This is a genomic window from Streptomyces sp. NPDC026673 (assembly GCF_040638135.1).
Lineage (GTDB): Bacteria > Actinomycetota > Actinomycetes > Streptomycetales > Streptomycetaceae > Actinacidiphila.
Window position 1 is genome coordinate 45,891 of sequence record NZ_JBEZXR010000035.1, and the last position, 22,005, is coordinate 67,895.

General features: G+C 72.3%; 22 protein-coding genes. 9 read left to right on the plus strand and 13 right to left on the minus strand.

Annotation, left to right across the window (positions count from 1 at the left end):
• The 8 genes from AB0F62_RS23390 to AB0F62_RS23425 are packed head-to-tail and all read right to left on the minus strand — an operon-like array spanning position 1 to position 6,647.
• Positions 1-2,004 (minus strand): NADH-quinone oxidoreductase subunit L, encoded by a 2,004-nt coding sequence (locus AB0F62_RS23390; RefSeq protein WP_361802255.1) that lies wholly within the window; start codon positions 2,002-2,004, stop codon positions 1-3.
• On the minus strand, positions 2,001-2,378 hold the full coding sequence (gene nuoK, locus AB0F62_RS23395; RefSeq protein ID WP_361802258.1) for an NADH-quinone oxidoreductase subunit NuoK: 378 nt from the start codon (positions 2,376-2,378) through the stop codon (positions 2,001-2,003). The genes AB0F62_RS23390 and nuoK overlap by 4 nt, the downstream gene beginning before the upstream one ends.
• Positions 2,378-2,935 (minus strand): NADH-quinone oxidoreductase subunit J, encoded by a 558-nt coding sequence (locus tag AB0F62_RS23400; RefSeq protein WP_361802261.1) that lies wholly within the window; start codon positions 2,933-2,935, stop codon positions 2,378-2,380. Before AB0F62_RS23400 ends, nuoK begins: the two co-directional genes overlap by 1 nt.
• Positions 2,932-3,510, minus strand: coding sequence for an NADH-quinone oxidoreductase subunit I (locus AB0F62_RS23405; RefSeq protein WP_361802264.1), 579 nt, complete (start codon positions 3,508-3,510; stop codon positions 2,932-2,934). Before AB0F62_RS23405 ends, AB0F62_RS23400 begins: the two co-directional genes overlap by 4 nt.
• Complete coding sequence (nuoH, locus tag AB0F62_RS23410) at positions 3,510-4,472, minus strand: NADH-quinone oxidoreductase subunit NuoH (protein WP_361802267.1); 963 nt, start codon at positions 4,470-4,472, stop codon at positions 3,510-3,512. Before nuoH ends, AB0F62_RS23405 begins: the two co-directional genes overlap by 1 nt.
• Positions 4,469-5,674 carry an NADH-quinone oxidoreductase subunit C gene (locus AB0F62_RS23415; RefSeq protein ID WP_361802270.1) on the minus strand — a complete coding sequence of 402 codons (1,206 nt, stop codon included), beginning with the start codon at positions 5,672-5,674 and terminating at the stop codon, positions 4,469-4,471. Before AB0F62_RS23415 ends, nuoH begins: the two co-directional genes overlap by 4 nt.
• Positions 5,671-6,288 carry an NADH-quinone oxidoreductase subunit B family protein gene (locus AB0F62_RS23420; protein WP_361802273.1) on the minus strand — a complete coding sequence of 206 codons (618 nt, stop codon included), beginning with the start codon at positions 6,286-6,288 and terminating at the stop codon, positions 5,671-5,673. The genes AB0F62_RS23415 and AB0F62_RS23420 overlap by 4 nt, the downstream gene beginning before the upstream one ends.
• Positions 6,279-6,647 (minus strand): NADH-quinone oxidoreductase subunit A, encoded by a 369-nt coding sequence (locus AB0F62_RS23425; RefSeq protein WP_018558821.1) that lies wholly within the window; start codon positions 6,645-6,647, stop codon positions 6,279-6,281. Before AB0F62_RS23425 ends, AB0F62_RS23420 begins: the two co-directional genes overlap by 10 nt.
• 201 nt (positions 6,648-6,848) lie before the next feature.
• Between AB0F62_RS23425 and AB0F62_RS23430 the strand changes: the two genes are divergently transcribed.
• The 5 genes from AB0F62_RS23430 (at position 6,849) to AB0F62_RS23450 (ending at position 14,297) form a co-directional block, all read left to right on the plus strand.
• Positions 6,849-8,012: a sensor domain-containing protein gene (locus AB0F62_RS23430; RefSeq protein ID WP_361802276.1), complete on the plus strand. Its 1,164-nt coding sequence runs from the start codon at positions 6,849-6,851 to the stop codon at positions 8,010-8,012.
• Between the two features lie 775 nt (positions 8,013-8,787).
• Complete coding sequence (locus AB0F62_RS23435; protein ID WP_361802350.1) at positions 8,788-10,101, plus strand: sensor domain-containing protein; 1,314 nt, start codon at positions 8,788-8,790, stop codon at positions 10,099-10,101.
• 274 nt (positions 10,102-10,375) lie between these two features.
• Positions 10,376-11,035 (plus strand): response regulator transcription factor, encoded by a 660-nt coding sequence (locus AB0F62_RS23440; protein ID WP_361802353.1) that lies wholly within the window; start codon positions 10,376-10,378, stop codon positions 11,033-11,035.
• Between the two features lie 258 nt (positions 11,036-11,293).
• Entirely contained in the window at positions 11,294-13,219 is a 1,926-nt protein-coding gene (locus tag AB0F62_RS23445; RefSeq protein ID WP_361802279.1) for a 2-oxoacid:acceptor oxidoreductase subunit alpha, read from the plus strand.
• The gene (locus tag AB0F62_RS23450; protein ID WP_361802282.1) at positions 13,212-14,297 is read left to right on the plus strand and encodes a 2-oxoacid:ferredoxin oxidoreductase subunit beta; all 1,086 of its coding nucleotides are present in this window, start codon (positions 13,212-13,214) and stop codon (positions 14,295-14,297) included. Before AB0F62_RS23445 ends, AB0F62_RS23450 begins: the two co-directional genes overlap by 8 nt.
• A gap of 37 nt (positions 14,298-14,334) precedes the next feature.
• Here AB0F62_RS23450 and AB0F62_RS23455 read toward each other — a convergent pair whose 3' ends face one another.
• Complete coding sequence (locus AB0F62_RS23455) at positions 14,335-14,730, minus strand: helix-turn-helix domain-containing protein (RefSeq protein ID WP_361802285.1); 396 nt, start codon at positions 14,728-14,730, stop codon at positions 14,335-14,337.
• A 105-nt stretch (positions 14,731-14,835) separates the two neighbouring features.
• Between AB0F62_RS23455 and AB0F62_RS23460 the strand changes: the two genes are divergently transcribed.
• Complete coding sequence (locus tag AB0F62_RS23460) at positions 14,836-15,693, plus strand: SDR family oxidoreductase (RefSeq protein WP_361802288.1); 858 nt, start codon at positions 14,836-14,838, stop codon at positions 15,691-15,693.
• 185 nt (positions 15,694-15,878) lie between these two features.
• Positions 15,879-16,823, plus strand: a complete 945-nt coding sequence (rarD, locus tag AB0F62_RS23465) for an EamA family transporter RarD (RefSeq protein ID WP_361802291.1) — start codon at positions 15,879-15,881, stop codon at positions 16,821-16,823.
• Here rarD and AB0F62_RS23470 read toward each other — a convergent pair.
• Positions 16,813-17,451, minus strand: coding sequence for an ABATE domain-containing protein (locus AB0F62_RS23470; protein ID WP_361802294.1), 639 nt, complete (start codon positions 17,449-17,451; stop codon positions 16,813-16,815). The two genes, rarD and AB0F62_RS23470, sit on opposite strands and share 11 nt — an antisense overlap.
• Positions 17,452-17,516: 65 nt before the next feature.
• Here AB0F62_RS23470 and AB0F62_RS23475 point away from each other — a divergent pair, with 65 nt between their 5' ends.
• Positions 17,517-17,966 (plus strand): VOC family protein, encoded by a 450-nt coding sequence (locus AB0F62_RS23475; RefSeq protein WP_361802297.1) that lies wholly within the window; start codon positions 17,517-17,519, stop codon positions 17,964-17,966.
• Positions 17,967-18,096: 130 nt separating this feature from the next.
• On the plus strand, positions 18,097-18,654 hold the full coding sequence (locus tag AB0F62_RS23480) for an NAD(P)H-dependent oxidoreductase (protein ID WP_361802300.1): 558 nt from the start codon (positions 18,097-18,099) through the stop codon (positions 18,652-18,654).
• A 21-nt stretch (positions 18,655-18,675) separates the two neighbouring features.
• Here AB0F62_RS23480 and AB0F62_RS23485 read toward each other — a convergent pair whose 3' ends face one another.
• From AB0F62_RS23485 to AB0F62_RS23495, 3 genes are read right to left on the minus strand one after another with little or no spacing between them, the layout of a single operon-like run.
• Positions 18,676-19,548 (minus strand): ABC transporter permease subunit, encoded by an 873-nt coding sequence (locus AB0F62_RS23485; protein ID WP_361802303.1) that lies wholly within the window; start codon positions 19,546-19,548, stop codon positions 18,676-18,678.
• Positions 19,535-20,500: an ABC transporter ATP-binding protein gene (locus tag AB0F62_RS23490; RefSeq protein ID WP_361802306.1), complete on the minus strand. Its 966-nt coding sequence runs from the start codon at positions 20,498-20,500 to the stop codon at positions 19,535-19,537. The genes AB0F62_RS23485 and AB0F62_RS23490 overlap by 14 nt, the downstream gene beginning before the upstream one ends.
• Before the next feature lie 28 nt (positions 20,501-20,528).
• The gene (locus tag AB0F62_RS23495) at positions 20,529-21,803 is read right to left on the minus strand and encodes a sigma-E factor regulatory protein RseB domain-containing protein (protein WP_361802309.1); all 1,275 of its coding nucleotides are present in this window, start codon (positions 21,801-21,803) and stop codon (positions 20,529-20,531) included.
• Positions 21,804-22,005 lie beyond the last annotated feature (202 nt).

Consider the following 22,005-nt stretch of genomic DNA (forward strand, 5'->3'; position numbering starts at 1 on the left):
TCACGCTCCGACGGCGACGAGGACGGCGAGGATCACGGAGCCGGCCAGCAGCACGCTGATATAGGTCTGCACATTGCCCGTCTGGGTGCGGCGCACGACCGCGCCGAGCAGCCGGGGCAGGCCTCCCGCGCCGCGTACGTAGGTCTCCACGACCTCGCGGTCGAGGAAGCGGACGAGGCCGGCCGCGGCGAGCACGGGGCGGACGAAGAGCGCCGAGTACAGGGCGTCGAGGCGGAAGCCGTGTGAGGCCGGGCCGAAGAGCGGCCCGAGCAGCAGGCGTCCGGGGTCGGCGGGGTCCTGGGCGGCGGCGATGTCCCCGTAGACCTGCTCGTGGGTCTGCAGCGCCGCGGCCTCGGTGAGCGCGGGCTCCTCGTCGGTCGCCCCGGTGGTGACGAGCGCCCCGATCGGGGTGCGGCGGCGGGCCGCGGCGGCCTGCCAGGCGCCGTAGGTGGCGAGGATGCCGACCACGGCGAGGCCGACACCGAGGATCGAGGTCACCAGGGTCGGGGTGAGCGCGTTGCCGTCCAGCCAGGAGGGGAGGTCGAAGACCTTCGGGACGAGGGAGATCGCGCCGAAGGCGATGGTCGGGATCGCCAGCACCCACAGCACGACGGTCATGACCGCGGGCTCCTTGCCGTGCGCCTCGGGGGCGGCGGCGCCCTGGCCGCGGAAGGCGAGGAGGAACAGGCGGGTGGCGTAGCCGGCGGTGAGGACGGCGGTGATCAGCGCGGCGACCAGGACGAGCCAGCCGACGGCCGCCGGGACGCCCTCGGCGTGGCCGGCGGAGGCGTGCTCGGCCGCCCGCAGCACGGACTCCTTGGAGAAGAAGCCGGAGAAGGGGGGAATCGCGGCCAGGGCGGCCAGGGCGATGCCCATGGTCCACATGGCGTCGGGGACGCGCTTGCCGAGGTCGCCCATGCGGGACATCGCGGCCAGCGAGTTGGTGCCGGCGGCGTGGATGACGACGCCGGCGGCGAGGAAGAGGAGGGCCTTGAACGCACCGTGCGAGACGAGGTGGAACACGGCGGCACTGCGGTCGCCGACGGCGAGGGCGGCGGCCATGTAGCCGAGCTGGCCGATCGTCGAGTAGGCGAGGACGCGTTTGATGTCGTCCTGGGCGAGCGCGGCGAGGCCGGAGCCGATCATGGTGGCGGCGGCCATCACACCGAGCACCGCGAGGGTGACGGTGGATGCCTCGAAGACCGGCAGCAGCCGGGCGACGAGGTAGATGCCGGCCGCGACCATCGTGGCGGCGTGGATCAGCGCGGACACCGGGGTGGGGCCGGCCATCGCGTCGGGCAGCCAGGTGTGCAGCGGGAACTGCGCGGACTTGCCGGCCACGCCGGCGAGCAGCAGCAGGCCGACGACGGTCGGGTGCGTGAGGTCGCCGTGGGTGGCCGCGGTGAGGATGCCGTTGATCCGGAACGTCCCGGCGTCGGCGGCGAGCGCGAAGACGCCGATCAGGAAGGGGACGTCACCGAGTTTGGTGACCAGGAACGCCTTGAGGGAGGCGGACCGGGCGACCTCGGTCTCCCAGTAGTGGCCGACCAGGAAGTAAGAGCAGATGCCCATGATCTCCCAGCCGACCAGCAGCACCATCAGGTCGCCGGTGTAGACGACCAGGAACATGGCGGCGGTGAAGAGCGAGACCAGGGCGGAGTAGGAGGCGTAGCGGGGGTCGTCGCGCAGATAGCCCGTGGAGTAGAGCTGCACGCAGGTGGCGACCAGGCCGACGAGCACGGCGATGAGCACCGAGAAGCCGTCGAGGTGGAGGGCGAGGTCGATGGGGACCGAGCCGGTCGGCGTCAGACGGGTGGCGGCGTCGGTGGCCGGGCCGCTGCCCTGCCGTGCGGCGACGATCGCGGCCAGCACGAAGGCGGTCGCGGTGGGCAGTACGGCCAGCGGCCGGACGAAGCCGGGGGCGGTGCGGCCGAGCAGCAGACCGCCGACGGCGCCGAGGAAGGGAAGGAGGGGGACGAGGACGGCGAGGGTCGTCAGGGTCACGCTGCGGCCTCGGCCTTCTCTTCGGGTGCGGAGGGCCCGGCCCCTTCGCCCTGCGGGTCGTGCGGCTCGTGGTCGGCGAGGTCGGTGAGGCGGTCGATGTCCGAGGTGCCCCGGTTGCGGTACACGAGCAGGACGACGGCGAGGCCGATGCCGATCTCGGCGGCGGCGATGACGATGACGAACAGCGTCAGCGCCTGTCCGGCGTGGAGGGTGTCGCGGAGCCAGACGTCGAAGGCGACCAGGTTGAGGTTGACCGCGTTCAGCATCAGCTCGACCGACATCAGGACGAGGATCGCGTTGCGCCGGGCGAGGACGCCGTACAGGCCGACGGAGAACAGAAGGGCGGCGAGGACGGCGGGATAGGCGAGATGCATCAGCGCTCCCCCGGCTGCTGACGGGACTGCTTGCGGGACAGGACGATCGCACCGACGAGCGCGGCGAGCAGGAGCACGGACAGCGCCTCGAACGGCAGCACCCAGTGCCGGAAGAGGATCTGCCCGGTGACCTTGGTGGAGCCCTGTGCGGCGCCGTCCACGTCGATCCAGGTGGCCCGGAAGGCGTCCACCACGACCCACACCAGCGTGCCGGCGGCGGCGACGGCCACGGCCAGGGCGGCGATCCGGTTGCCCGAATCCGCGTCCGGGGAACGGCCGATGGGCGCCCTGGTGAGCATCAGCCCGAACAGGACGAGGACGACGACGGAGCCCACGTAGATCAGTACCTGCACCCAGGCGATGAATTCGGCGGTGAGGAGGAGGTACTCGACGGCGACACCGCCGAGCGCGACCACCAGCCAGAGGGCCGCGTGCACCAGCTGCTTGGTGGTGACGCTGACGACGGCGGCGGCGAGGGTCGCCACGCCGACGAGGACGAAGACGATCTCGACGCCGGTCGGGGACAGGAACCCGGGGTGCGTTGCGGCGAGGCTCACGCGTCGCCCCCCGGCTGCTCGTGGTCGGCGCCGGCCGCGGCGGTGGCCGCAGCGGCGGCAGCGGCGGCCTTCTCGGCGGCCTTGCGGGCGGCGCCGAGCTCCTTGGGCTCCTCGGCGCCGGGGTCGAGCGGCGGCGGGGTGGGCACCGTCCACATCCACTCGCGCAGCTTGTCGCGCTCATGGGTGAGATCGAGGATGTCGGTCTCCGCGTACTCGAACTCCGGCGACCAGAACAGGGCGTCGAAGGGGCACACCTCGATGCAGATGCCGCAGTACATGCAGAGCGAGAAGTCGATGGCGAAGCGGTCCAGCACGTTGCGGCTTCGCTCGCGGCCGCCGGGGGTGGTGGCGGGCACCGTCTCCTTGTGGGAGTCGATGTAGATGCACCAGTCGGGGCACTCGCGGGCGCACAGCATGCAGACCGTGCAGTTCTCCTCGAACAGCGCGATCACGCCGCGGGAGCGCGGCGGAAGTTCGGGCTGCACGTCCGGGTACTGCGCGGTGTGCGAGCGCCGGGTCATCGTGCGCAGGGTGACGGCGAGGCCCTTGGCCAGGCCGGAACCGGGGATGCCCATCAGGAGATCACCACCTTCACCACGCCGGTGAGCGCGATCTGGGCCAGGGCGAGCGGGATGAGGACGGTCCAGGCGAATTTCTGCAACTGGTCCTCGCGCAACCGGGGATAGGTGACCCGGAGCCAGATGACGACGAAGGCCAGGGCCCCCGCCTTGAGCAGCGTCCACAGCCAGCCGAGGCTGTCCGACCACGGGCCGTGCCAGCCACCGAGGAAGAGGACGGTGGTCAGCCCGCACAGCACGACGATGCCGGCGTACTCGGCGAGCAGGAACAGCGCGAAGCGCATGCCCGTGTACTCGGTGAAGGCACCGAAGATGATCTCCGAGTCGGCGACGGGCATGTCGAACGGCGGGCGCTGGAGCTCGGCGAGGCCGGCGGTGAAGAACACCACGGCGCCGATCAGCTGCCACGGCGTCCACCACCACGCGTAGGCGTCGACGATGCCGGGCAGCGAGAGCGTGCCCGCCGCCATGGCGACGGACGCGGCGGCCAGCAGCATCGGCAGCTCGTACGACATCAGCTGCGCGGCGGTGCGCAGGCCGCCCAGAAGGGAGAACTTGTTGGCGGAGGCCCAGCCCGCCATGAGCGAGCCGAGGACCCCGACGCCCATCACGGCGAGCACGAAGAACAGGCCCGCGTCGATGTCCTGGCCCACGAAACCGCCGGGGCCGACCGGGATCGCGACGATGGCGAGCAGGTACGGCAGCAGGGCGACGACGGGCGCGAGCTGGAAGACCTTCCGGTCCGCGTCGGCCGGGACCACGTCCTCCTTCTGCGCGAACTTCACGCCGTCGGCGACGAGCTGGGCCCAGCCGTGGAAGCCGCCGGCGTACATCGGGCCGAGCCGGCCCTGCATGTGCGCCATGACCTTGTGCTCGGTCTGGCCGACGACCAGCGGCAGGACGAGGAAGGCGACGAGCACTGCGAGCAGCCGGAGGATCACTTCGAGGGCGTCGCTCACGGTGTGCTGCCTCCTTCTGCGTCGTCGTCATCCGGGGTCTGCGTCGGGGTGCCGGGGGCGTCGCGGTCGGCGGTCCGCGCGGGTTCGCCGTCCGGCCCCTCGGCCGGTGCGGATCCGTCCCCGTCCGCGGGCTGCCCTGCGGGCGGTCGGCCGGGGTCGGGCTGCGCGGTCGCCTCGGGCCGTTCCGTCGCTTCGGGCTGCGCGGCCGTGGGAGCCTCGGCCGCGGCGGGCGGCTGCCCGCCCGTGGCCGGCGACGATCCGGCGGGCGCCGCCTGGGCGTCGGCGGGCTTCTCAGGGGGCGTCGCTCCGGCGGAGGGCCGCGCCTGCGGGGCCGCGCTTGTGTCGCGGGGGACGTCCCAGGGGGCGTCCGGGGTCCGCTTGCGCGGGGTGTCGGGGGCGGCCGCCTGGCTGGCGGAGCCGTCGCTCGCCGAGCGGCTGCGACGCGCGGCCCCGACCCCGGGGGTCGCGGCGGGGGCCGCGCCCGGAGCGGCGGCCTGGCCGGCGGAGCCCTCCGTGACGCTGCGGGTGCGCCGGGCGGGGCGGTCCGCGGCCGCGCCCGCGGCACCGGCCGCACCGGCCGCGCGCGGGGTGCGGGCGGGACGGGCCGGGGCGGGCGGGAGCTGGCCCTTGAGCGGACCCCAGTCGTTGGGGTCGGGCACACCGGGGGGAAGCATCTGGCGGCGCTTCGGCCCGCCGTGTTCGGACTCCCCCGGCTCCTTGGCGCCGGGCCACGCCTTCGCCACCCGAGCCGCCAGGACGAAGTCCTTGCGCAGCGGATGCCCCTCGAAGCCCTCGGGCAGCAGCAGCGGCACCAGGTGCGGGTGGCCGGTGAAGTCGACGCCGAACATCTCGTACGTCTCGCGCTCGTGCCAGGCGGCGCCCGCGTAGACGCCGACGGCGGTCGGCAGCGCCGCGGCCTCGTGCGGGACGGTCGTACGAATCATCAGGCGCCGCACCGAGCCGACCGAGGGGGCGGCGACGTGGGCGCAGACGCGGAAGCCGGTGCCGGGTTCGTCGACGGCGCTCAGCCAGTCGAAGAAGGTGCAGCCGAGGGTGTCGCGGGCGGCCCGAAGGGCGTCGATCCAGGCGGCGGCGGGGACGTCGACGGTCAGCAGGCCGTACGCCTCCTCCGCCGTGGCCTCCGTGCCGAAGACCTCGGCGACGGCGTCCGGCTCCGGGAGCCGGTCGAAGGGCGTGGTCACTTCGCGGCCTCCCCGGGCGGCGGCGGGGCCTGGACGAGGCCGCTGCGCAGCGCGGCGGTGGACGCGCGGGGGGTGTCCCCGTCGGCGTAGCGCTCGCCGAGCGACTCGCGGGCGATCTTCTCCTGAAGCTTGAGGATGCCCTGCAGCAGCGCCTCGGGCCGCGGCGGGCAGCCGGGCACGTAGACGTCGACGGGGATGATCTGGTCGACGCCCTTGGTCACCGAGTACGAGTCCCAGTAGGGGCCGCCGCAGTTGGAGCAGGCGCCGAAGGAGATGACGTACTTCGGCTCGGGCATCTGCTCGTACAGGCGCTTCACGGCCGGGGCCATCTTGTCGGTCACCGTGCCGGAGACGATCATGAGGTCGGCCTGGCGCGGGCCGGGCGCGAAGGGGATCACACCGAGCCGGATGAAGTCGTGCCGGGCCATGGAGGCGGCGATGAACTCGATGGCGCAGCAGGCGAGGCCGAAGTTGAAGACCCACAGGCTGTAGCGGCGGCCCCAGTTCAGGACCACCTTCATCGGCTCGGGTGCCAGCCGCGCGAGCGTACCGAGGCGGCGCGGCTCCGGCAGGTACTCGGGAGTGCTCACATCGGTCACATCGGTCACGTCCATTCCAGGACGCCCTTCTTCCAGGCGTAGAGCAGGCCGACGGCGAGGAAGCCGAGGAAGACGAACATCTCCACCAGCGTCGTGCCGCCGTACCCCTCGGCGGCGAAGACCGTCGCCCAGGGGAAGAGGAAGATCGCGTCGACCGCGAAGATCACGTACAGGAAGGAGTAGACGTAGTAGCGGATCTGGGTGTGCGCCCAGCCCTCGCCGACGGGGTCGACGCCGCACTCGTACGTGAGCATCTTCTCCTGCGTCGGCACGACGGGCCGCAGCAGCCGGCCGGCCCCGAAGGCCACCGTGACGAAGAGCACCCCGAGCACCGCGACCAGCCCGACGACCGAGTAGCCGTGGAAGTAGTCCACGTCCGTCCGCCCCTCGTTTCTCGTCGTAAGCGCGTTGTCCAGCGATCCGGCGGATCTTTAGACGATCTGTACGAACGGAGTCTAGGCCCTGCCTCCCTGAGCGGAACCACCCGTCCTGACCGGTGGTACGGATAACCCCACCTTGTCCCGGCAGGCGCACCCCATGGCGGTGGCCGCCCGGTGCCCGGCAGGCTTGGCCCCATGACCATCAACTCCCAGCGCGGGGAAGCTCCCCCGCTGCCGCCGGCGCGGTTCGCCTTCGACGCGGTGACGTGGAAGGAGATCGCGTATCTGCTGGCGAACCTGCCCGTGGACCTCGTGGGCTTCGTCTACGTCGTCGTCGTGCTGTACCTCGGCATCGGGCTGTCGGTGACCGTCGTCGGCCTGCCGCTGCTGGCACTGGGGCTGGCGGGGTGCAGGCTGCTGGGGCGCCTGGAGCGGGGGCGGGCGCGCGGCATGCTCGGGGTGGCCGTGGACGAGCCCCGGTCGCTGGTGCCGGGGCGGATGGGCTTCTTCCCCTGGCTCTGGACCTCGCTGAAGGACCCGGTGGGATGGCGGCACGCGCTGTACTTCTTCGCGCGGCTGCCGTGGGGGATCGCGACCTTCACCGTCGTCCTGACCTCGCTGTTCGTGGCGTGGCCGGTGCTGCCGTTCATCGCGCGGGGGCTGGCGAACGCGGACCGCGCGATGGTCCGCGGCCTGCTGTCGCCCTCCGACGAGCTGGAACGGCGGATCGCCGAACTGGAGTCGGATCGCGGCACGGTGGTGGACACCGCCGCCGCCGACCTGCGCCGCATCGAACGTGATCTGCACGACGGGGCCCAGGCGCGGCTGGTGGCGCTCGCGATGGACCTGGGCCTGGCGAAGGAGAAGCTGCAGGAGGACCCGGAGGCGGCGGCGAGGATGGTCGGCGACGCCCACGGCGAGGTGAAGCTCGCCCTGCAGGAACTGCGCGACCTGGCCCGCGGCATCCACCCGGCGGTGCTCACCGACCGCGGCCTCGACGCCGCGCTGTCCTCGGTGGCCGCCCGGTGCACGGTGCCGGTCCGGGTCCAGGTGGACCTGGCGAGCCGGCCGGCGCCGGCGATCGAGGGCATCGCGTACTTCACCGTCTCGGAGCTGCTGCAGAACATCAGCAAGCACAGCGGGGCGCACCGGGCCGTCGTCGAGCTGTGGCGCTCGGACGGCCGGCTGATGATCCAGGTCCGCGACGACGGGCGGGGCGGCGCGAGCGCGTCGGGCGGCAGCGGGCTGGGCGGACTGGCCGAGCGGCTGGACTCGGTGGACGGCCTGCTGGTGATCGACTCCCCGGCCGGCGGCCCGACCACGGTGACGGCCGAACTGCCCTGGCGGGACCGCGCCTGAGGCGCCGCGCGTACGCGGGGAACGGTCGGTGCCCTCCCGGGAGTCCCGGGAGGGCACCGACCCGGCCTCATGTGGTCAGGCGGTGAGTTCGGCCCGCTTCAGCGGGGTGGTGGCGGGCCCGGGCCCGCTGGTACCGCGCTCGGCATCGCGATCCTCGGTTCGCTCCCGACCGGCGGCTCCGTCCGTGAGATGCCCGTCGACCCCCGAGCAGGCGGGTCACCGCATCGCCGGCGCGCCGGCCTTCGCCCAGGGGGAGGCAGAGGCCTGGTCCGCGTCGCGCGGGAGGCTCTCACCGCCTCGATGGCGACCACTTTCACCATCGGCACGATCGGCGTCCTCGCCGCCACCCTCCTGGCCAAGCTGCTGGACGGTGCCGTCCTGGGTCGAGCCGGCGCCGGCCGCCGTCGGCACGGCCAGGCCCGCACCGAGCCCGAGCGGGCCCCTGACGTCGCGGTGCCGGGACAGGGCCGGCGGACCCACCGGCGCGGAGACGAGCGCGGCGGCGACGGCCGGGGAACGCGCCCCCGAAGGGCGGCGGGCCCGACGAGCATCACCTTGCGGCGGCCGAACCGTTCGGCGAGGCTCGACCGGCCGGCATCGCGGCTCCCGCGCCGGGGCGTGCCCGCCTCGGCCGAGGTTCGCCGCACTTCGGGGGTGGGGTTTTCCCCAGGTCCAAGACGCCGATCCGCACCATGGGCCGGAACGCCGCGGCGGACGAGGCTGGAGGCATCACCTGGCGGGACGCAGAGGGACGACGAAGAGGACGGACGTGACCATGGCATACGGTTTCCCGGAGCCGCGAGAGCACCGGCTGCCCGCGGCGCTGCGCGCGCCGTTCGAGGCCCGCACCTGGCGCGAGTTCCTGTATCTGCTGCTGAATCTGCCGATGGGCGTCATCGGCTTCGTCTTCACCGTGACGATGCTGTCGCTCGGCGCGGGCCTGCTGGTCACCTTCCTCGGGCTGCCCGTGCTCGCCCTGATGCTGGCCGGCTGCCGGGGCCTGGGCGTCGTGGAGCGCGAGCGGGCCCGCCAGTGCCTGCGCATCGACGTGGCGGCGCCCGCGCCGCTGCGCCGGCGGCCCGGCCAGGGCCTCATGTCCTGGCTCGGCGGCCAGCTGACCAGCGGCGCCTCCTGGCGGCACGTCCTGTACTTGTTCCTGCACTTCCCGTGGGGAGTGTTCACCTTCTCCGTGGCGATCTCCTTCTTCACCTACGGCTGGGGGCTCTTCACCTATCCGCTGTGGCAGTGGGTCTTCCCCGCCTACACCGACCAGCCCGGGCTCCAGCTCTACGGGGACGGCAGCGGCAACGGCTGGTGGCTCGACTCGCCCTTCGAGGTGGCCATGACCTCCGTGCTGGGGCTGCTGCTGGTGCTGGCCACCCCCTGGCTGATCCGGGGCATGGCGCACGTGGACCGGGGCCTGGTCGCCGGACTGCTGGGGGCGTCGCGGCTGGCGACCCGGGTGTCGGAGCTGGAGTCGGACCGGGGCACGGTGGTGGACACCGCCGCCGCCGACCTGCGCCGCATCGAGCGCGATCTGCACGACGGGGCCCAGGCGCGGCTCGTGGCGCTCGCCATGGACCTGGGCCTGGCGAAGGAGAAGCTGCAGGAGGACCCGAAGGCGGCCGCCACGATGGTCGAGGAGGCGCACGGCGAGGTGAAGCTCGCCCTGCGGGAACTGCGCGACCTGGCCCGCGGCATCCACCCGGCGGTGCTCACCGACCGCGGCCTCGACGCCGCACTGTCCTCCCTGGCGGCCCGGTGCGCCGTACCGGTCGGCGTGAGCGTGGACCTGCCCGGGCGGCCGGTGCCGGCGATCGAGGGCATCGCGTACTTCACCGTCTCGGAGCTGCTGCAGAACATCAGCAAGCACAGCGGCGCCTCGCGTGCCACGGTCGACCTGTGGCGCTCCGGGGACCGGCTGATGATCCACGTCGTCGACAACGGGCGCGGCGGCGCCTCCACCGCCCACGGCTCGGGCCTGGCCGGGCTGGCCGAGCGGCTGGGCGCGGTGGACGGCGTGCTCGCGGTGGACTCCCCCGCCGGCGGCCCGACCACCGTCGCCGCCGAGCTGCCCTGGCGGACCTGAGCCCGCAGGGGGCCGCGAGGCCCCGGGCGCGTCGAGGACGTCGGGAACCCCGAGAGCCAGAAACAGCCGAAGAACCAGAAGAAACCGAACAACCGGAAGAACCGGAAGAACCGGAAAGACCGGAAGAACCGAACGGACGCGGAACCGCTCCCCTCGGTCCCTCCCCCGCACTCCGCCCGGGCGGCAACGCCGTGTGCCGGCCGCCGGAAGCTGGAATGCTGGGGAGGGACACGTCGTCGTCGACACGGGGGAGCCGGTAGCGGTGGAGGACAGAGTGCGGGTGGTCATCGCCGAGGACTCGGTGCTGCTGAGGGAGGGACTGACCCGCCTGCTGACCGACCGCGGGCACGAGGTCGTCGCCGGGGTCGGCGACGCCGAGGCCCTGCTGAAGGTGATCGGCGAGCTGGCCGCCGAGGGCGCGGTGCCCGACGTGGTCGTGGCCGACGTGCGGATGCCGCCGACCCACACGGACGAGGGCGTGCGCGCGGCGGTGCGGCTGCGCCGCGACCACCCGAGTCTGGGCGTGCTGGTGCTCTCGCAATACGTGGAGGAGCGGTACGCCACCGAGCTGCTGGCCGGCAGTTCCCGCGGGGTCGGGTATCTGCTCAAGGACCGGGTAGCCGATGTCCGGGAGTTCGTGGACGCGGTCGTGCGGGTGGCCGGCGGCGGTACCGCCCTGGACCCGGAGGTGGTCGCGCAGCTGCTCGGACGCAGCCGCAAGCAGGACGTGCTGGCCGGCCTCACACCGCGGGAGCGGGAGGTGCTCGGACTGATGGCCGAGGGGCGGACGAACTCCGCGATCGCCAAGCAGCTGGTGGTGAGCGACGGAGCGGTGGAGAAGCACGTCAGCAACATCTTCCTGAAGCTGGGGCTGGCGCCCAGCGAGGGCGACCACCGGCGCGTCCTGGCCGTGCTCACCTATCTCAACTCCTGACCCGCTGACGTACTGTCAGAGGGGGTCGGGAAGGCGCAGAACCGAAGCGGCGCCGTCAGGCGTCCCGAATGGAGGAAGAAGGCATCACGGGCTCCGGGGGGCGGCGACCGTGACCCATCAGGGCACAAAGGGAGCTCAGCGCGGCGCTCACGATGCGGGAAGACCCGGGAAGGCCACCCTTACCCACGTACGATGGCGCGTGGGACACAAGGTCACGGCCCCGGTCGTGAGCCGCCGCCTCGAAGGAGGTCCGATTCAGTGACCAGCCAGGTCAGCAGCCCGACAACCCCCGATCATCCCGTTCTGGGAGAGCAGCGGAAACCGGCCAAGGAGACCAGGAAGCTCGATCGGGTGGTGATCCGCTTCGCCGGGGACTCCGGCGACGGCATGCAGCTCACGGGAGATCGGTTCACCTCGGAAACGGCGTCGTTCGGCAACGATCTCTCCACCCTGCCGAACTTCCCGGCCGAGATCCGGGCTCCGGCAGGCACCCTGCCGGGCGTCTCGAGTTTCCAGCTGCACTTCGCCGACCACGACATCCTCACCCCGGGTGACGCCCCGAACGTCCTGGTCGCGATGAACCCGGCGGCACTGAAGGCGAACATCGGCGACCTGCCGCGCGGCGCGGAGGTCATCGTCAACACGGACGAGTTCACCTCCCGCGCGATGACCAAGGTCGGCTACGACGCGTCCCCCCTGGAGGACGGTTCGCTCTCCGCCTACGCGGTGCACCCGGTGCCGCTGACCACCCTGACGGTCGAGGCGCTCAAGGAGTACCCGCTGTCCCGCAAGGAGGCCGAGCGCAGCAAGAACATGTTCGCGCTCGGGCTGCTGTCGTGGATGTACCACCGGCCCACCGAGGGCACCGAGGACTTCCTGCGCAAGAAGTTCGCGAAGAAGCCCGAGCTGGCCGAGGCGAACGTCGCCGCCTTCCGTGCCGGCTGGAACTTCGGCGAGACCACCGAGGACTTCGCGGTCAGCTACGAGGTGGCCCCGGCCGAGGCGGCCTTCCCGGCCGGCACCTACCGCAACATGTCGGGGAACCTGGCGCTGTCGTACGGCCTGATCACCGCGGCCCGGCAGGCGGACCTGCCGCTCTTCCTGGGCTCGTACCCGATCACCCCCGCCTCGGACATCCTGCACGAGCTGAGCCGGCACAAGAACTTCGGCGTGCGCACCTTCCAGGCCGAGGACGAGATCGCCGGCATCGGCGCCGCGCTGGGCGCGGCCTTCGGCGGCTCGCTGGCCGTCACCACCACCTCCGGACCCGGCGTGGCGCTGAAGTCGGAGACGATCGGCCTCGCGGTCTCGCTGGAGCTGCCGCTGCTGATCGTCGACATCCAGCGCGGCGGCCCCTCGACGGGACTGCCGACCAAGACCGAGCAGGCCGACCTGCTCCAGGCGATGTACGGGCGCAACGGCGAGGCCCCGGTCCCGATCGTGGCGCCGAGCACCCCGGGCGACTGCTTCTACGCGGCGCTCGAGGCGGCCCGCATCGCGCTGACCTACCGCACCCCGGTCTTCCTGCTCTCCGACGGCTACCTGGCCAACGGCTCCGAGCCGTGGCGGGTCCCCGACCTGGACGAGCTGCCCGACCTGCGGGTGCAGTTCGCGACGACGCCCAACCACGTCGCCGAGGACGGCACCGAGGAGTTCTGGCCTTACCTGCGCGACCCGGAGACCCTGGCCCGTCCCTGGGCGGTGCCGGGGACCCCCGGTCTGGAGCACCGGATCGGCGGCATCGAGAAGCAGGACGGCACGGGCAACATCTCGTACGACCCTGCCAACCACGACCTGATGGTGCGCACCCGGCAGGCCAAGGTCGACGGCATCGAGGTGCCGGACGTCACCGTGGACGACCCAAGCGGTCAGGCGAGCACCCTCGTCATCGGCTGGGGTTCGACGTACGGGCCGATCACGGCCGCCGTACGGCGCATCAGGGGCGCAGGGGGCGCGGTCGCGCAGGCGCATCTGCGCCATCTGAACCCCTTCCCGAGGAATCTGGGAGAGGTCCTCAAGCGTTATCAGAAGGTGGTGGTCCCGGAGATGAACCTCGGCCAGCTCGCCCACCTGCTGCGGGCGAAGTATCTGGTCGACGCCCGCTCCCACACCCAGGTCACCGGCCTGCCCTTCAAGGCCGAGCAACTCGCTGCCGCCATCCAGGAGGAGAGCGCAGATGTCTGAGGCTCCTGCCATCGACCACCCGACGCCCGGGCTGCCGGCGCTGTCCCTGGTCCCCAAGGCCGACGCCAAGCAGTCCATGAAGGACTTCAAGTCGGATCAGGAAGTGCGCTGGTGCCCCGGGTGCGGTGACTACGCGGTCCTCGCCGCGGTCCAGGGCTTCATGCCCGAACTGGGCCTGGCCCGGGAGAACATCGTCTTCGTCTCCGGTATCGGCTGCTCCTCCCGCTTCCCGTACTACATGAACACCTACGGGATGCACTCCATCCACGGCCGCGCCCCGGCCATCGCGACCGGCCTCGCCGGCTCGCGGCGCGACCTGTCGGTGTGGGTCGTCACGGGGGACGGCGACGCGCTGTCCATCGGCGGCAACCACCTGATCCACGCGCTGCGGCGCAATGTGAACCTGAAGATCCTGCTCTTCAACAACCGGATCTACGGGCTGACGAAGGGGCAGTACAGCCCGACCTCCGAACTCGGCAAGATCACCAAGTCGACGCCGATGGGCTCGCTGGACGCGCCCTTCAATCCGGTCTCGCTGGCGCTCGGCGCGGAGGCGTCCTTCGTGGCGCGCACGGTCGACTCCGACCGCAAGCACCTCACCGGCGTGCTGCGGGCCGCCGCGGCCCACCCGGGCACCGCCTTCGTCGAGATCTACCAGAACTGCAACATCTTCAACGACGGCGCCTTCGAGGTGCTGAAGGACCGGACGTCCGCCGAGAACGCGGTGATCCGGCTGGAGCACGGCGAGCAGATCCGGTTCGGCTCCGACAACAGCAAGGGCGTCGTCCGCGACCGGGCCACCGGCGATCTGAAGGTGGTCGACGTCGACGCGTCCAACGAGGGCGACGTCCTGGTGCACGACGCGCACGCCGCGTCCCCCATCACGGCCTTCGCCCTGTCCAGACTCGCCGACCCCGACACACTGCACCAGACGCCGATCGGCGTGTTCCGCAGCGTCGAGCGGCCGGTCTACGACGCCTTGATGTCGGAGCAGTTGGAGCAGGCCGTCGAGCAGCACGGCAAGGGCGACCTCGCCGCCCTGCTGGCCGGCAACGACACATGGACGGTCGTCGGCTGACGCGGCGCATCCGCTCTCCGGGGCCCGGGCCTGACGATCAGGCCCGGGCCCCGTCGTATGCCCGGCGGGCCGCCGCCACCCGCTCCGTACGGGCCTCGGCCCAGCGGGCCAGGCCCCACACCTGGTCGGCGGCCTCCTTGCCGAGCGGGGTGAGGGAGTAGTCGACGCGTGGCGGGATGACGGGGTACGCCTCGCGGTGCACGAAGCCGTCGCGCTCCAGGGTCTGCAGGGTCTGGGCGAGCATCTTCTCGCTGACCCCGCCGACCGTACGGCGGAGCTCGCTGAAGCGCAGGGTGCCGTCGATCAGCGCGGCGAGCACCAGGACGCCCCAGCGGCTGGTGACGTGTTCGAGGATCACGCGTGAGGGGCAGTTCCGCGCGTTCACATCAGGGGGCGTCTGCGACACCTCGGCGAGCTCGTCCCTTACGTCCATGCCACTAGCTTACTTTGAAGTGGGTACTTTCTAGAAGTTAGTACCCGCTCTAGGGTTAGTAAGGTCATCACCAACGGGGACAACAGGGACTGGAGTGAACCCGCCATGAGCATCGTCGTCACCGGAGCCACCGGACAGCTGGGCCGCCTGGTCGTGGACCGGCTGCTGGCCGAGGTCCCGGCCGACCGGGTCGCCGCCGTCGTACGCGACGCGGACAAGGCCGCCGCCATCGCCGCCCGGGGCGTGGAGCTGCGGGTGGCGGACTACAACGCGCCCGCGAGCCTGAAGGACGCCTTCCGGGCGGGCGACGTCGTGCTGCTGATCTCCGGCAGCGAGGTCGGGCAGCGCACGGCCCAGCACACCGCCGTGATCGAGGCCGCCAAGGAGGCGGGCGTCGCGAGGCTCGTCTACACCGGCGTCCTCGGGGGACCGGCCGCCGACTTCCGGCTTGCCGAGGAGCACCAGGCCACCGAGCGGGTCCTGCTGGACTCCGGGCTGACCTACACGCTGCTGCGCAACGGCTGGTACACCGAGAACTACACCGCGCAGATCCCCGTCCAGTTGGAGCACGGCGTCGTCGGCAGCGCGGGCGAGGGCCGGATCGGCTCCGCCACCCGCGAGGACTACGCGGCGGCCGCGGCCGCCGTGCTGACCGGCGAGGGGCACGAGAATGCGGTCTACGAGCTCAGCGGGGACCACGCCTGGACGATGGCCGAGTACGCCGCCGAGCTGGCCCGGCAGTCCGGCCGCCCGGTCGCGTACACGGACCTGCCCGCCGACGCCTTCCTGGCGGTGCTGACCGGCGCCGGGCTGCCCGAGCCGGTGGCCTCGATCTACGTCGACGTGGACGTCGCCGGCACCTCCCGCGGCCTCCTCGAGGGCGGCGGCGGCGACCTCGCCCGGCTGATCGGACGTCCCACCACCCCGCTCGCGGCCACGATCGCGGCGGCGCTCAAGGGCTGACCCGCCGCCCTCCCGACGGCGAGGTCCTCGCGGCGGATCCCCTCCGGCCACGAGGACCTCGTCCCGCGCCGGCCCCCCTCCGGAGGCGCGGCGGAGGTGTCATGACCGTCATGCGATACGCAGATGACGGAAGGACGCCCCGCGCGCTACCTTCGAGCGGTCGGCCAGCGCCCCGGGAGGATCGAGTGAACGAGCAGCGTGCCGGTCTGCTGTACGGATTCGCCGCCTACGGGCTCTGGGGGCTCTTCCCCCTCTACTGGCCGCTCCTCGAACCCTCCGGCGCCGGCGAGATCCTCGCCCACCGGATGGTCTGGTCGCTGGCCGTGGTCTCCCTCGTCCTGCTGGTGATGCGCCGCTGGGCGTGGGTCCCCGAACTCCTGCGGCAGCCGCGCCGGCTCGGGCTGCTGGCTCTGGCGGCGACCGTCATATCCGTGAACTGGGGCCTGTACATCTGGGGCGTCAACAGCGGGCACGTCGTCGAGACCTCGCTGGGCTACTTCATCAACCCGCTGGTCACCATCGCCCTCGGCGTCCTCGTCCTGCACGAGCGGCTGCGCCCCGCGCAGTGGGCCGCCGTCGGCGTCGGCACCGCCGCCGTCCTCGTGCTGACCCTGGGCTACGGGCGGCTTCCCTGGATCGCCCTCACCCTGGCCTGCTCCTTCGCCACGTACGGCTTCATCAAGAAGAAGGTCGGCATGGGCGGCCTGGAGTCGCTCGCCGCCGAGACGGCCCTGCAGTTCCTGCCGGCCCTCGGCTACCTGGTCTTCCTCGGCAGCCACGGCGACGCCACCTTCGCCTCGCACGGCGCGGGCCACACCGCCCTGCTCGCCGCGTGCGGCGTCGTCACCGCGGTGCCGCTGATCTGCTTCGGCGCCTCGGCCATCCGCATCCCGCTGAGCATGCTGGGGCTGCTGCAGTACCTGGCACCGGTCTTCCAGTTCGGGCTCGGACTGCTCTGGTTCCACGAGGAGATGCCGGCCGAGCGCTGGGCCGGCTTCGCCCTGGTCTGGCTCGCCCTGGCCCTGCTGACCTGGGACGCGCTGCGCGCCGCCCGGCGCGGCCGGATCGCCGTGCGCGACGCCGCCGCGGTGCCCGGCGAGGCGGCGCCGCGCGGGGCGGTCACGGGCTGAGGCGGACGGGCGGTTCGCCTTGCGGCGCCTCGCGCGCGTCCCTGCGGGAGCGGTGGGCGCGGACCTTGTGTCGGTTGCCGCAGTGCTCCATCGAGCACCAGCGGCGCCGACCGGGGCGTGAGGTGTCCACGAAGACCAGGTGGCAGTCCCGCGCGGAGCATTCGCGGACGCGGTCGGCGTAGGGGCCGGAGAAGAGGTCGACCGCGTCGCGGGCCACGGCCGCCAGGATCTGGGTGCCGGAGACCGGGGTGCGCCAGGCACGGCCGCCGTCGGGGGCGAGCCGGGCGGCGGGCGGACGCCAGGCGGCCGCCTCGTTGAGGACGAGGAGGTCCGGGGCGGGAAGCGGCTCGCCGTGGGCGCGGGCGACCGCGATGTGCCAGAGCGCGTCCCGGAGGTAGCGGGCCGCGGCGACGTCCTCGGCGGAGATCGCGAGACCGCCGGGGCCGGGACGCAGCCGGGAGGCCACCGCCCAGCGGGCGAGGTCGGCGGGCTCGTGCAGGACCTCGTGGCGGGCGTAGGCGCCGGGGCCGCCGGTGGGCAGCAGCTCCAGGCCGAGCGCGCCGGGATCGAAGCGGTAGGCGACCCCTTCGGGTGAATGGAGGACCAGACCGATTGCGGGCTCCGTCATGTAACCAATATAACTGGTTACAGAGCGGCCGAAGGCCGGTCGGGGTGCCAACGAGGGGGCAGGGCATGGCAGTTCACTGGAAGCTCGTGATCGACGCGGCGGATCCGCACCGGCAGGCCGATTTCTGGGCCGCGGCCCTCGACTACACGGTCGAGGACCACAGCGTGCTGATCGAGAAGCTGCTGGGGTTCGGCGCCGTGACGGAGGAGTTCCTGACCGAGTCGCACGGCAGGAAGGCCTGGAGGGATCTGGCCGCCGTGCGCCATCCCGAGGATCCGTACGACGAGGAGAAGGGCTCGGGCCTCGGCCGGCGCATCCTCTTCCAGCGGGTGCCCGAGGCCAAGGCGGCGAAGAACCGGCTGCACATCGACCTCCATCCGGGCGCCGGGCGGCTCGACGAGGAAGTGGCGCGGCTGGAGGGGCTGGGGGCGAAGGTGCTCCGGCGGATAGCGGAGCCCTCCGGCACATGGGTCACCATGGCCGATCCGGAGGGGAACGAGTTCGACGTCGAGTAGCCGTGCGACCGCGACAGCGGGCGGGTCGCGCGGGGGCGGCACCCCCGGCGACCCGCCTTGACGGCGAGGCGGGCGCGGTGAAAATATCTCCATGCATACGCAACTAATGCATGCGCAAGGAGATGACGGGGTGTCGGACTCAGAGCGGACCTTCCTGTTCCTGGTGGGAAGCAGCCGCGCCGACGGCAATACGGAGACCTTGGCGCGCCGCGCCGCCGAACAGCTCCCGCCCGCGGTGCGCCGGCGCTGGATCCGGCTGAAGGACCTGCCGTTGCCGCTCTTCGCGGACGAGCGGCACAACGGCGACGGAAGCTACCCTCCGCCGGCCGGGCACGCGGCGACGCTGCTGGAGGCCACCTTGGAGGCCACGGACCTCGTCGTCGTGTCACCGCTCTACTGGTACAGCGTCTCGACCAGCACCAAGCTCTACCTGGACCACTGGTCGGGCTGGATGCGGGTGCCGGGAGTGGACTTCCTGGAGCGGATGCGCGGCAAGACCCTGTGGTCGGTGACCGTGCTCGGGGGGCAGGATCCGGCGACGGCCGCCCCGCTGGTGGGAACGCTGCGCCACACCGCCGCCTACGCGGGGATGCGTTGGGGCGGGGCGCTGCTGGGCAACGGCACGAGGCCTGGTGACGTCCTGCGCGACACCGCGGCGCTCAGCCGGGCGAAGACCTTCTTCGGCTGACCGCTCCTGGGACGGGGACGGTCAGGCCGTGACGTCGCGGGTGGTGAAGCGGGCCCAGGCCGCGGAGCCGAACACGGCGACGTAGAGGGCCTGAAGCAGGAAGTTGCTGCGCATGTCGTCCCAGTAGACGGGATCGCGGACGAGATCGGCGAAGCTCAGCCAGTAGTGGGGGAAGAGGTAGGGCTGGACGGCGTGCAGCTGGGGGATGGTGTCCACGATCTGCACGGTGATCAGCAGGCCGACGGTGGTGGCCATCGCGGCGATGCCGCTGTTGGTGAGCGTGGAGATGAACAGGCCGAGCGCGGCGATGCCGGTGAGCGACCCCGCCACCACCAGGGCGACCAGCAGGGCGCGCAGCAGGCCCTCGGAGAAGGAGACCGTCGTCCCCGACAGCAGGGTGACGTCGCCGAGCGGGAAGAGCAGCGCCCCGGTCACCAGGGCCGAGATGGCGACCACCAGGGTGCCGATCAGGCAGAAGGCCAGGACGGAGGCGTATTTGGACAGCAGCAGACGGGTGCGCCCTGCCGGGGCGACCAGCAGATAGCGCAGGGTGCCGGCGTTGGCCTCTCCCGCGATGGCGTCGCCCGCGATGACGCCGATGGCCATGGGGAGGAAGAAGGGCAGGGTGGCGGCGAGCGAGGCGAAGACCAGGAAGAGACCGTTGTTGGTGATCAGTGCGACGAAGGCCGGGCCGTCGCCGCCCCCGCCGCCGGCCGAGCCGCCGTCGCCGGTCTCGATCCGCACCGCGATCCCGATGAGTACCGGGACCCCGGCCAGAACGGCCAGCAGCGCCAGCGTGCGCCAGCGGCGCAGCACGGTGACCAGCTCGCTGCGGAACAGACCGAGCGACCGGATCGGCCACACCGTCCTGGTCAGGGTGTCAGCCTGCGACATCGAAGCCCTCTCCGGTCAGCGCGACGAACGCGTCCTCCAGTGAAGCCCGTTCGGCACCGAAGCCACGGACGCGCACTCCGGCGCCGACCAGCGCGGCATTGAGGTCGGCGAGGTCGGGGAACGCCTGGGGGTCCTGCGGTAGCTCCCCGGTGACCCGGTCGCCGTCGGCGGTCAGGCCGGTGACCCCCTGCTCCTTCAGGACGCGCAGCGCCTCGGCCGGGTCGGGAGTGGTGACCACGAGGCGTCCGGCGGAGGACAGCGCCTCCACGGGGCCCTGGGTGATCAGTCTGCCGCGGGACATCACGGCGGCATGGGTGCAGACCTGTTCGATCTCGTCGAGCAGATGGGAGGAGAGGAAGACCGTGGTGCCGTCCGCCGCCAGCTCCCGCACGAGCGAACGGATCTCCCGCATGCCCTGCGGGTCCAGGCCGTTGGTGGGCTCGTCGAGCACCAGAAGTTCGCGGGGCCGCAGCAGCGCGGCGGCCAGGCCGAGCCGCTGCTTCATGCCGAGCGAGTAGGCGCGCGCCTTCTTGCCCGCGGCGGCGGCCAGCCCGACCCGCTCCAGCGCCGCGCCGACCCGGGCCCGTCGGTCGCGTGGGTCGGCGGTCGGGTCGGCGGCGTCGAAGCGCAGCAGGTTGTCCCGCCCCGAGAGGAAGCCGTAGAGGGCGGGGCCCTCGATCAGCGCGCCCACGCGCGGCAGGACGCTGCGCACCGAGCGCGGCATCGGCTCGCCGAGCACCCGGGCCGTGCCGGAGGTCGGCTCGATGAGCCCCATGAGCATGCGGATCGTCGTCGTCTTCCCGGAGCCGTTGGGCCCCAGGAAGCCGAAGACGCTGCCGCGGGGCACGGCAAGGTCGAGGCCGTCGACGGCGAGCTGTCCGCCGCGGTATCTCTTGGTGAGTCCGATCGCGGAGATCGCGTGCTCACCGGCGGCGGCGGACGGCTCCTCCATCGGCACTCCTTCGCTCGGGGACGGCGCCCTACTCCGCGGCCGCGTTCGCGGCCCTGATCAGGGCGTCCTGGTTCACGGTGCCCACATAGACCTTGCCGCTGTCGGTGATCAGCGCGTTGACCAGGCGGGTACTGATGACGGTGCCGGTGCCGAAGTCGCCCTTGACGTCCTTGCCGAAGGACTCGAGCGGCGACTTGCCACCGAAGCCCGGGGCCTTGCCCCCGCCGTCGGACGGGTCGGCGTTCAGCGCGTCCTTCGGCAGCTTCAGCTCGGCGATCGAGTCCCAGCCCTTGCCGAGGACGCCCAGGCCCTCCAGACCGTCGAGGCCGCCGAACTCCTCGTGCAGGCCGCGGCCGTCCCGCGCCGGCTTCTCGTCCGCCTTCCCGTCCGCCTTCTCACCGGCCTTCTCACCGGCCTTCTCCGTCGTCACCTCGGCGCCCTTGGGCGGGGTGAAGTCGAAGGTCGAGGCGGCGGGCTTGGCGAAGTCGACCTTCGTGAAGGCGACATCGACGATGGCCTTGCCGCCGCCCTTCGGGGCGAGGGTGAACTTCAGCGGCACACCCGTGTCGGCGTCCACACCGATCCGGATCGCCCCGATGGTGGAATCGGCGGCCTTGGGCCTGACCACCAGCTGGTAGGCATCCCGCCCGGCGATGCGCGCGGTGCCGTCCACGGAGACGGTGGAGGTGTCGTCGACCGCGTCGAGGATCTTCTCGGCGGCCTCCTGCGGGGTGGCCGGCCAGCCCTCGGGCAGTTCGCGCTCGCCCTTGGCCTTGTCCCGCGCCTCCTGAGGGAGGCCGGTCAGGTGGTAGGCCCGGTTGCTGCCGCTGTCGTAGGCCCAGACCTCGTCGCCGTTGTGGATGAGGCTGTACTCGGCGGCGCGCTCGACGATCGACACCTTCTGCCGCTGCGGGCCGTCGGCCGCGACGCGCAGGGTGTGGGAGCCGGCCAGCAGCCGCGTCAGCTGCTCCTTCGGATCGGCCGAGCCGCCGCCTCCGCCCCCGCCGCCCCCACCGAACGGCCCCCCGCCGCCCGTGGCGCCGGTCAGCAGGGCCGGCAGGCCGAAGTCGGTGGTGATGCGGACCGAGCCGGAGAGCGTCTCGGTGTCCGAGGCCGCGACCTTCGCGATCAGCTCCTCGGCGGTGATCCTGGGCAGATCGGGGCTGCCCGCGTTCGCGAGCGCCGGTACGAGCCCGATGGTCGCCGCGGCGACTCCGGCCGCCGCGACCGGGACCGCGTAACGTATCGCCTTGGGCCGGCGCCGGGGCTCCCGGTCGTCGTCCATGGGCTGGATGGGTGCCATTACGTCCCTACCTCCGTTGTCAACGGCGGGTTCCCGTCAGCGTCGCACTCGTCCACCTCGGGCCATTGTCACCCGATCCGCCGTGTGGTGGTGCCTCTTATCCCATCAATCCGGCCACTCGGGCGCATCGCCCGCCGGGATCAACTCGGCGTACACCTCAGGGATGACGGTCCCTGACAAGGGTTCAGGGCGGAAGCCGCCT

Coding starts and splice junctions, on each gene's coding strand:
- AB0F62_RS23430 (WP_361802276.1), top strand. CDS start 6,849: ATGACCATCAACTCCCAGCGCGGGGAAGCTCCCCCGCTGCCGCCGGCG.
- AB0F62_RS23485 (WP_361802303.1), bottom strand. CDS start 19,548: ATGTCGCAGGCTGACACCCTGACCAGGACGGTGTGGCCGATCCGGTCG.
- AB0F62_RS23435 (WP_361802350.1), top strand. CDS start 8,788: ATGGCATACGGTTTCCCGGAGCCGCGAGAGCACCGGCTGCCCGCGGCG.
- AB0F62_RS23420 (WP_361802273.1), bottom strand. CDS start 6,288: ATGGACGTGACCGATGTGACCGATGTGAGCACTCCCGAGTACCTGCCG.
- AB0F62_RS23405 (WP_361802264.1), bottom strand. CDS start 3,510: ATGGGCATCCCCGGTTCCGGCCTGGCCAAGGGCCTCGCCGTCACCCTG.
- AB0F62_RS23450 (WP_361802282.1), top strand. CDS start 13,212: ATGTCTGAGGCTCCTGCCATCGACCACCCGACGCCCGGGCTGCCGGCG.
- AB0F62_RS23495 (WP_361802309.1), bottom strand. CDS start 21,803: ATGGCACCCATCCAGCCCATGGACGACGACCGGGAGCCCCGGCGCCGG.
- AB0F62_RS23455 (WP_361802285.1), bottom strand. CDS start 14,730: ATGGACGTAAGGGACGAGCTCGCCGAGGTGTCGCAGACGCCCCCTGAT.
- AB0F62_RS23475 (WP_361802297.1), top strand. CDS start 17,517: ATGGCAGTTCACTGGAAGCTCGTGATCGACGCGGCGGATCCGCACCGG.
- AB0F62_RS23460 (WP_361802288.1), top strand. CDS start 14,836: ATGAGCATCGTCGTCACCGGAGCCACCGGACAGCTGGGCCGCCTGGTC.
- nuoK (WP_361802258.1), bottom strand. CDS start 2,378: ATGCATCTCGCCTATCCCGCCGTCCTCGCCGCCCTTCTGTTCTCCGTC.
- AB0F62_RS23490 (WP_361802306.1), bottom strand. CDS start 20,500: ATGGAGGAGCCGTCCGCCGCCGCCGGTGAGCACGCGATCTCCGCGATC.
- AB0F62_RS23470 (WP_361802294.1), bottom strand. CDS start 17,451: ATGACGGAGCCCGCAATCGGTCTGGTCCTCCATTCACCCGAAGGGGTC.